The following is an 8,062-nucleotide window of genomic DNA, read 5'->3' as shown; positions in this document are numbered from 1 at the left end:
CGGCCGCACGTGCGGCCGGCCCGTCGGTCGCTCAGCCGGCTTCCTCGAGGGTCCGTCCGCGTGTCTCGGGCACGAACTTGATCACCACCAGCAGAGACAGCGCGGCCATCACCGCGTAGCCGGCATAGGTGAACGACAGGTTCCAGTCCGCCAGCGCCGGGAACGTCGCGGACACGAGGAAGTTCGCGATCCAGTTGGAGGCGGTCGCGATGCCGACGGCGACGGCACGCACCCGGTTCGGGAACATCTCGCTGATGAGGACCCACACCACCGGACCCCACGACAGGGCGAAGAAGAACACGAAGGCGTTGGCCGCGAGCAGGGCGATCATGCCGTAGGTGTCGGACAGCGTCGCGACCTTCTCCCCGTCCTCGTTGACGACGAAGGTCGCCGAGTGGAAGCACACGGCGGCGGTGCCCAGCGACGCCGCCATCCCGACGGATCCGACGAGCAGGAGCGGCTTGCGGCCGATCTTGTCGATCACCGCGATGGCCACGAAGGTACCGACGATGTTGACCAGTGCGCTGACGACGCTGATGAGCAGGGACCGGTCCTCGCCGAATCCGACCGCCTGCCACAGCGTCGACGAGTAGTAGAAGATCACGTTGATGCCCACGAACTGCTGCAGCGCGGCCAGGGCGATGCCCACGTAGATCAGCGCAGCCACGCCCAGCCGCCGGGAGAACACGTCCCGCACACCCGGCCGGGCGGACTCGAGGTGCAGGGTCTCGCGGATCGTGGCGATCCGCTCGGCGACGGCGACCTCGTCGCCGCCCTCGACCGTGGCGATGATGCGGCGCGCGGCGTCCTCCCGGCCGATCCGCACCAGGTACCGCGGCGATTCGGGGATCGGGAAGGTCATGATCAGGTACAGGGTCGCGGGGACCGCGCCGAGTGCGAGCATCCACTGCCAGGCCTCGATGCCGAGCAGCTCTTCGCTGGCCCCGCCGGCGGCCGCGGCGAGGGCGTAGTTGACGAGCTGGGAGACGGCGATGCCGAGGACGATCGCGAGCTGGTACATCGAGCCGAGCCGGCCACGTATGGCGGCGGGCGAGATCTCGGCGATGTAGGCCGGGGCGATGACCGAGGCGAAGCCGACGCCCACGCCACCTATGGAGCGCCAGAACGTCAGGTCGTAGATGCTGAAGGGGAACGCCGACCCGAGTGCGCCGACAAGGAACAGGACCGCGGCGATCTGCATGACCCGGATCCGGCCCAGCCGATCGGCGATGCTGCCGGCGATCCACGCACCGAGCGCCGCGCCGACCAGCGTCAGCGACACGGACAGGCCGATGGCCCCGGCGCCGACCTCGTAGCGCTCGCGGATGGCGCCGACGGCGCCGTTGATGACGGCGGTGTCGTATCCGAACAAGAATCCGCCGAGCGCGGCCACGGCGGCGAACAGCACCGCGCGGGCCACCGTGTGCTGCTGCTCGATCCTCGAATGGGGGAGGTGGGAACTGTCGGTCACAGGCTGGACGGTACGCCTGACACCGCGTCGGGGGGGCCGCTTCGGTGGGCACCGTGGCCGGGGTGATACGCACGGACGCGCCCCAGGGCCCACGACGGTTACGCGGGTCCCGGGGCGCCGTGCGGAGCTACCGGTTCGTCAGACGCCGGCCACGCCGGGGGCGAGGAAGCGTGTGCCGTTGACGGCCTCCGAGGTGCCGGTGCGATCGAGGTACGGCGTGATGCCGCCGTTCCAGAATCCGAAGCCGCCGCCGAGGATCAGGCACAGGTCGATGTCCTCGGGGGCGGCGACGACGCCCTCCTCGAGCATGATCCGGATCTCCTCGGCGAAGGCGCGACGGGTCCGCTCGAGCACCTCCTCGGCGGTGGAGGACTTGTCGCCCTGCGGCCACAGCGCCGCGACCTCCGGGTCGACGACCTGCTTGCCGTCCGCGTACGTCCACACGCCCGGCTTGCGGGCCTCGACGAGCGCCTCGAGTCCGGGGGAGGACACGAAGCGGTCGGGGTAGGCGGCCTGCAGGGTCTCGCCGGTGTGTAGCGCGACGGCCGGGCCGACGAGTGCGAGCAGCGTGAAGGGGCTCATCGGCATGCCCAGCTCGCCGACGGCGTTGTCCGCGACCTCGAACGGGGTGCCCTCGTCCACGGCGGTCATCACCTCGCCGAGGGTGCGGGTGACGAGCCGGTTGAACACGAAGCCCGGCAGGTCCCCGCACAGCACGGCCGACTTCTTCAGCGCCTTGGCGGTGGCGAAGGCCGTCGCAAGGGTCGCGTCGTCCGTCTGCGCGCCCCTGATGATCTCGAGCAACGGGAGCACGGCGACGGGGTTGAAGAAGTGGAAGCCGACGACGCGCTCGGGGTGCTTCAGGTCCGCGGCCATCGTGGTGATCGACAGCGACGACGTGTTGGTCGCCAGGACGGTTTCCGGCGAGACGTACTGCTCGATCTCGGCGAACACCTGCTTCTTGACGTCCATGTTCTCGAACACAGCCTCGATGACGAAGTCGGTGTTCGCGAACGCGGCCTTGTCGAGGGAGCCCGACACGAGCGCCTTGAGGCGGTTCGCGGCGTCGGGCGACAGCCGGCCCTTGCCCTGCAGCTTGTCGATCTCGGTGTGCACGTAGCCCACACCCTTGTCGATGCGCTCGGAGTCGACGTCGGTGAGGATCACCGGCACCTGCAGCTGGCGCACGAACAGCAGCGCGAGCTGGCTGGCCATCAGGCCCGCCCCGACGATGCCGACGCCGGTGACCTTGCGGGCCAGGGACTTGTCCGGCGCACCGGCGGGACGCTTGGCACGCTTGTTGACCAGGTCGAAGGCGTAGAGCCCGGCCCGCAGCTCGTCGGACATCAGCAGGTCGGCCAGCGCCTCGTCCTCGGCGGCGAAGCCCTTCGACAGCGACTCGGGATCGGCGATGTCGGTGTTACGGGCCAGCTCGAGCAGCTCGACCGCCCGGGCCGCTCCGGGCGCGAAGCCGCGGGTCTTGGCCGCGACGAGCGCCTTCGCGCGGCCGAGCGCCGCGTCCCAGCCGGCGCCGCGGTCGATCTCGGGGCGGGCCGGGGTGATGTCCCCGGCGAGGACCTTCGCAGCCCAGGCGAGGGACTGCTCGAGGAAGTCGGCCGAGCCGAACACCGCGTCGGCCAGGCCGAGTTCGGCGGCCTGCTTCGCGCGGATGACCTTGCCGTTGTTGAGCGGGTTCTCGAGGATCAGCGTCACCGCGTGGTCGGGCCCGATCAGGTTCGGCAGCAGCTGGGTGCCACCCCAGCCGGGGACCAGACCCAGCATCGTCTCGGGCAGGCCGAGCGCCGGCACGTTGTCGGCGTAGGTCCGGTAGTGGCAGTGCAGCCCGACCTCGAGGCCGCCGCCGAGGGCGAGGCCGCCCACGAAGGCGAACGTCGGCACCTGCGAGTCGCGCAGGCGGCGGAACACGCGGTGGCCGAGGCGGCCCAGCTCGAGCCCCTGCTCGCGGCTGGTGATCGAGGGAACGCCCTTCAGGTCGGCGCCGGCGGCGAAGATGAACGGCTTGCCGGTGACCGCGACAGCAGCGGGGTTCGCGGCGAAGGCCTCGTCGAGGGCCTTGTCGAAGGCCTCGAGGCCGGCGGGGCCGAACGAGTTCGGCTTGGTGTGGTCGAACCCGTTGTCGAGGGTGATCAGCGCGACGGGGCCGTCGATGCCGGGCACCTCGACGAGCTTGGTGTAGGCGTTCGTGACGACCTCGTCGGCGAACAGGGACGAAAGCTCGCTCATGACTACTTGTCTCCCTCGAAGTTGGGGTTCTCCCAGATCACCGTGCCGCCCATGCCGAGGCCGATGCACATCGTGGTCAGGCCGTAGCGCACCTCGGGGTGCCGGGCGAACTGCCGGGAGAGCTGGGTCATCAGGCGCACGCCGGACGACGCGAGCGGGTGGCCGCAGGCGATGGCGCCGCCCCACTGGTTGACCCGCGGGTCGTCGTCGTCGATGCCGAAGTGTTCGAGAAACGCGAGCACCTGCACGGCGAAGGCCTCGTTGATCTCGAACAGGCCGATGTCGTCGATGGTCAGGCCGGTGCGGGCGAGAACCTTCTCGGTCGCCGGCACCGGGCCGATGCCCATCACGGCCGGGTCGACGCCCTGGAAGGCGAAGCCGACCATGCGCATGCCGATCTGCAGACCGAGTTCGCGGGCGGTGTCCTCGCCGGCGAGGAGGCAGGCCGTCGCGCCGTCGTTGAGGCCGGCGGCGTTGCCGGCGGTGATGCGGCCGGCGGGGCGGAACGGCGTCTTGAGCTTCGCGAGATCCTCGAGCGTGGTGCCCGGGCGCGGCGGCTCGTCCTCGGTGGCCAGGCCCCAGCCGGTCGCCGACCGGGTGGCGACGGGCACGAGGGTCTCGGCGATGTAGCCGGCCTTCTTCGCGGCGTCGAACTTGTTCTGGCTGGCGACGGCGTAGGCGTCGGTGCGGGCCTTGGTGATACCGGGGAACCGGTCGTGCAGGTTCTCGGCGGTGTTGCCCATCACCAGGGCGCTGGGGTCGACGAGTTTGTCGGCGAGGAACCGGGGGTTCGGATCGGCGCCCTGACCCATCGGGTGGCGGCCCATGTGCTCGACGCCGCCGGCGATCACCACGTCGTACTGACCGAAGCCGATTCCGGAGGCGGTGGTGGTGACTGCGGTCATCGCGCCGGCGCACATGCGGTCGATCGCGAAGCCCGGCACGGTCTCCGGTAGGCCGGCGAGGATCGCGGCAGTGCGGCCGATGGTCAGGCCCTGGTCGCCGGTCTGGGTGGTCGCGGCGACGGCGACCTCGTCGATGCGCGCGGGGTCGAGCTGCGGGTTGCGGCGCAGCAGCTCCCGGATGGTCTTGACGACGAGGTCGTCGGCGCGGGTCTCCGCGTAGATGCCCTTCGGGCCCGCTTTCCCGAACGGGGTGCGTACGCCGTCGACGAAGACGACATTGCGTTGAGTTGTGGTGGTTGACGCCACGCGTATTCCTCCCGATGGAGCGATGCTCGCCGACGCCGGCGAGGCCAGGGTTCCGGGAACATCCCGGCGCCGGGCAGCCCGGACGCCAGCGTGTTACCGACCAGTAACTTACCATCCGCGCCGGGCGTCACCGGAGGGGTGCGCGCGCCGGGCAGCCACCGGTCTCGCCGGCGGTCTGGGCGTCCTGCGGCGAGGCCGGTGGTCGCCGGGGTTGCGGGGCGCGCTCGTGACCATCAGGGGAACTCGCCGCGCTGGTCCCGAGTACGTTGCTCTGAACAGCGGGTATGCGGAAGCGCTCGACGCCGAGGCGGTGGCGAATGCAGGGATCGGGCGTGACGCGACCGTGGGTCCGCGGGTCGGGACGGTGGGAACGGGTCAGTCCGCGGTCAGCGCCTTCGCCAGGCGCGGCGCCGTCAGCTCCCGCTGCCAGGGCCGTGCCCCGTCGGTGGCGAACCGTTCCTCGATGTACGCGACGACGTCGGTATCCGCCGACACCCGCCACTCCCAGCACAACCGGCGCACCAGTTCGGGGCCGACGAGATTCTCCACCGGCACCTGGACCTGCTCGCTGAGCTCGGCGAGCGCGGCACGGGCCGCGGTGAGCCGCGCGGCGGCGTCGGGATCGTGCCGGGCCCAGCGGTTGGCCGGCGGCGGGCCGGTGAACGGCTGTGTAACGGGTGGCAGCTCCGATTTCGGCAGCGCCCGGGCCCGCTCGATCGCTCCCAGCCACACCCGCGACGACCGGCGCTGCCGCGGCCCCCCGAAGACCGGCAGGGCGCGCAGCTCGTCGACGGTACGGGGGGCGGCCTCGGCTGCGGCGACGATCGCGGAGTCCGGCAGCACCCGGCCCGGGGCGATGTCCCGGCGTGCCGCGAGTTCGTCTCGCGCCGTCCACAGCTCGCGCACGATCGCGAGCCGCCGCGGATCCTTGAGGGTGTGGATGCGGGAGGTGCGGCGCCAGCGGTCGGGCTTGGGGGCCGGAGGCCCGGCGCGACGGATGTGCTCGAACTCCTGCGCGGCCCACTCCGACTTGCCCTGCTGCTCGAGCTCGGCCGCCATCGCGTCCCGCAGCTCGACGAGGATCTCGACGTCGAGAGCCGCATAGTTCAGCCAGGCGTCGGGGAGCGGCCGGGTGGACCAGTCGGCCGCCCCGTGGCCCTTGCGCAGCTCGAAACCGAGGGTGCGTTCGACGATGGCGGCCAGCCCCACCCGATCGAAGCCGGCGAGACGCCCGGCCAGTTCGGTGTCGTAGAGCACCGCGGGCCGCAGGCCCAGCTCGTCGAGGCCGGGCAGGTCCTGGTCGGCGGAGTGCAGCACCCACTCGAGATCGTTGATCGCCGCCGCGAGCGGCGCGAGCGCGTCGGCCGTCGGGATCGGGTCGAGCAGCACCGTGCCGGCGCCGGCGCGACGCAGCTGCACCAGATAGGCGCGCGCGGAGTACCGGAAGCCCGAAGCCCGCTCGGCGTCGACGGCGAGCGGCCCGCTGCCCGCGGCGAGCGCTTCCGCCGCCGCGGCCACCCCGGCTGCCGTGGTGACGACCTCGGGGACGCCGTCACGCGGGGTCAGCAGCGGGACCGTCGCCCCTGCGGGCTCGTGTTCGTTGGCTACCGACATGGTTCGTGACTCTATCCGGGTGGCGGTGGTCTGGGCGTCGACCCGGTCAACCGCGCGGTCGACGTGCCGATTCCCGGTGTGACGAGTGGCACACGACCGCGCGGGCTGCTGCGCGGATTCTACGGTGCGGTGTCGAGTTCGTCGAGCGCCGAAGGGAAGGCGTCGACGAGCGCCCAGACGTCGGGAACAAGTTCGGGGCACGTGAGCACGCCGACATCGAGCGCGCCGTCCAACGACATCACGGTGATGTTGAGTCCGACCCCGTGGAAGATCGGTCCCAGCGGGTACATGGCCCGGATCCGGGCCCCGAGGAAGTACAGGGGCATCGCAGGGCCGGGCACGTTCGAGACCACCAGGTTGTGGACCACGGGGTGGCGTTCCGCGAGCCGCAGCGACGCGTACGTGCGCATCGCTGCGCCGAACACCGCGGGCGCCATGAACTGCGTCCAGTCCTGCAGCAGGCTTGCGCCCAGGGCCGAATTATGTTCTTTGGCACAGGCATTCGCATCCGCGATCGCGTGCAGTCGCTCGATCGGATCGGCGATGTGGGTGTGCAGGCTCGCGAACATCGGCGAGACCTGGTTGCGTCCGGGCCGGTCCGACTTGCCGCGCACCGACACCGGGACCATGCCGATCAGCGGGGAGTCGGGGAGCTCGTCGCGGTCGGCGAGGTAACGGCGCAGCGCACCGGCGCACACGGCCATGACCACGTCGTTGACCTTCACCCCGTGCTCGTCCTTCACGGACTTGACCCGGCCCAGGTCGAACTGCGCGAATCCGACGCTGCGGTGGCCGGTGATCGTGCCGTTGAAGGAGGTGCGCGGAGCGGTGAACGGTGCCGGCATGGCCTCGCCGCGACGGGCCCGGGTGATCCACCGGGGCACCAGCTCCACGGTCTTGGGCAGCGCCCGCACCAGCCCCAGCGGGCGGGTGGCGACGTTGAACAGGCCGCCGAGGGCGATCCCGAGCGCCGAGCCGCCGCCGGCCCCGTCGGTGACGGGCTCGGGCCGTGGCGCGTCCGGTTCGAGGCTGCACAGCTGCGCCACGAGGTCCGCGCCGGTGACGCCGTCGGCGCCGGCGTGGTGGATCTTCGTCATCACCGCGACCGATCCGTCCTCGAGGCCCTCGATCACCACCATCTCCCACAGCGGCCGGGAGCGGTCGAGCGGCTGTGCGGCGATGTGCCCGCACAGGTCCGCGAGCTCCTCCCGGCGCCCGGGCGCCGGGACCGCGACCCGGTGCAGGTGGCGGTCGAGGTCGAAGTCCGGATCGTCCACCCATACCGGATGGTCGAGGTTGAACGGGCTGTCGGCGATCTTCTGGCGGAACAACGGTACGGCCGTGAGGCGGGCCGCGAGTTCCGCGCGCAGTGCCTCGTAGCGGTACCCGTCCGGAACGGTCGTCGTGTCGAGGACGATCAGTCCGCACACGTGCAGCAGCTGCGTCGGCGTCTCGAGGTACAGGAATCCGGCGTCGAGGCCGCTGAGTCGATGCATGGCCACATTCTAGAACAGGTTCTAGT

General features: G+C 71.2%; 5 protein-coding genes. All 5 read right to left on the bottom strand.

The window, feature by feature from the left end; translation table 11 throughout:
* Positions 1-31: 31 nt before the first annotated feature.
* The 5 genes from CQZ88_RS14170 to CQZ88_RS14150 all read right to left on the bottom strand — a co-directional run bounded on the left by CQZ88_RS14170 (position 32) and on the right by CQZ88_RS14150 (position 8,036).
* The gene (locus CQZ88_RS14170) at positions 32-1,471 is read right to left on the bottom strand and encodes a sugar porter family MFS transporter (protein ID WP_029543433.1); all 1,440 of its coding nucleotides are present in this window, start codon (positions 1,469-1,471) and stop codon (positions 32-34) included.
* 138 nt (positions 1,472-1,609) lie between these two features.
* Positions 1,610-3,715 (bottom strand): 3-hydroxyacyl-CoA dehydrogenase NAD-binding domain-containing protein, encoded by a 2,106-nt coding sequence (locus tag CQZ88_RS14165; protein ID WP_102799923.1) that lies wholly within the window; start codon positions 3,713-3,715, stop codon positions 1,610-1,612.
* A 2-nt stretch (positions 3,716-3,717) separates the two neighbouring features.
* Positions 3,718-4,926, bottom strand: a complete 1,209-nt coding sequence (locus CQZ88_RS14160) for a thiolase family protein (RefSeq protein WP_006938095.1) — start codon at positions 4,924-4,926, stop codon at positions 3,718-3,720.
* A gap of 375 nt (positions 4,927-5,301) precedes the next feature.
* Complete coding sequence (locus CQZ88_RS14155) at positions 5,302-6,540, bottom strand: ribonuclease D (protein WP_006938094.1); 1,239 nt, start codon at positions 6,538-6,540, stop codon at positions 5,302-5,304.
* 119 nt (positions 6,541-6,659) lie between these two features.
* Complete coding sequence (locus CQZ88_RS14150; protein ID WP_006938093.1) at positions 6,660-8,036, bottom strand: wax ester/triacylglycerol synthase family O-acyltransferase; 1,377 nt, start codon at positions 8,034-8,036, stop codon at positions 6,660-6,662.
* Between the last annotated feature and the right edge of the window lie 26 nt (positions 8,037-8,062).

Origin of the sequence: Rhodococcus sp. ENV425 (assembly GCF_002887785.1) — a bacterium.
GTDB lineage: Bacteria > Actinomycetota > Actinomycetes > Mycobacteriales > Mycobacteriaceae > Rhodococcus > Rhodococcus aetherivorans.
Note: the sequence above shows the minus strand (reverse complement) of the source record. Positions and strands in the feature narration are given on the sequence as shown.

Excerpts from the sequence above, each read along its gene's own strand:
- CQZ88_RS14165 (WP_102799923.1), bottom strand. The coding sequence starts at position 3,715 with ATGAGCGAGCTTTCGTCCCTGTTCGCCGACGAGGTCGTCACGAACGCC.
- CQZ88_RS14155 (WP_006938094.1), bottom strand. The coding sequence starts at position 6,540 with ATGTCGGTAGCCAACGAACACGAGCCCGCAGGGGCGACGGTCCCGCTG.
- CQZ88_RS14150 (WP_006938093.1), bottom strand. The coding sequence starts at position 8,036 with ATGCATCGACTCAGCGGCCTCGACGCCGGATTCCTGTACCTCGAGACG.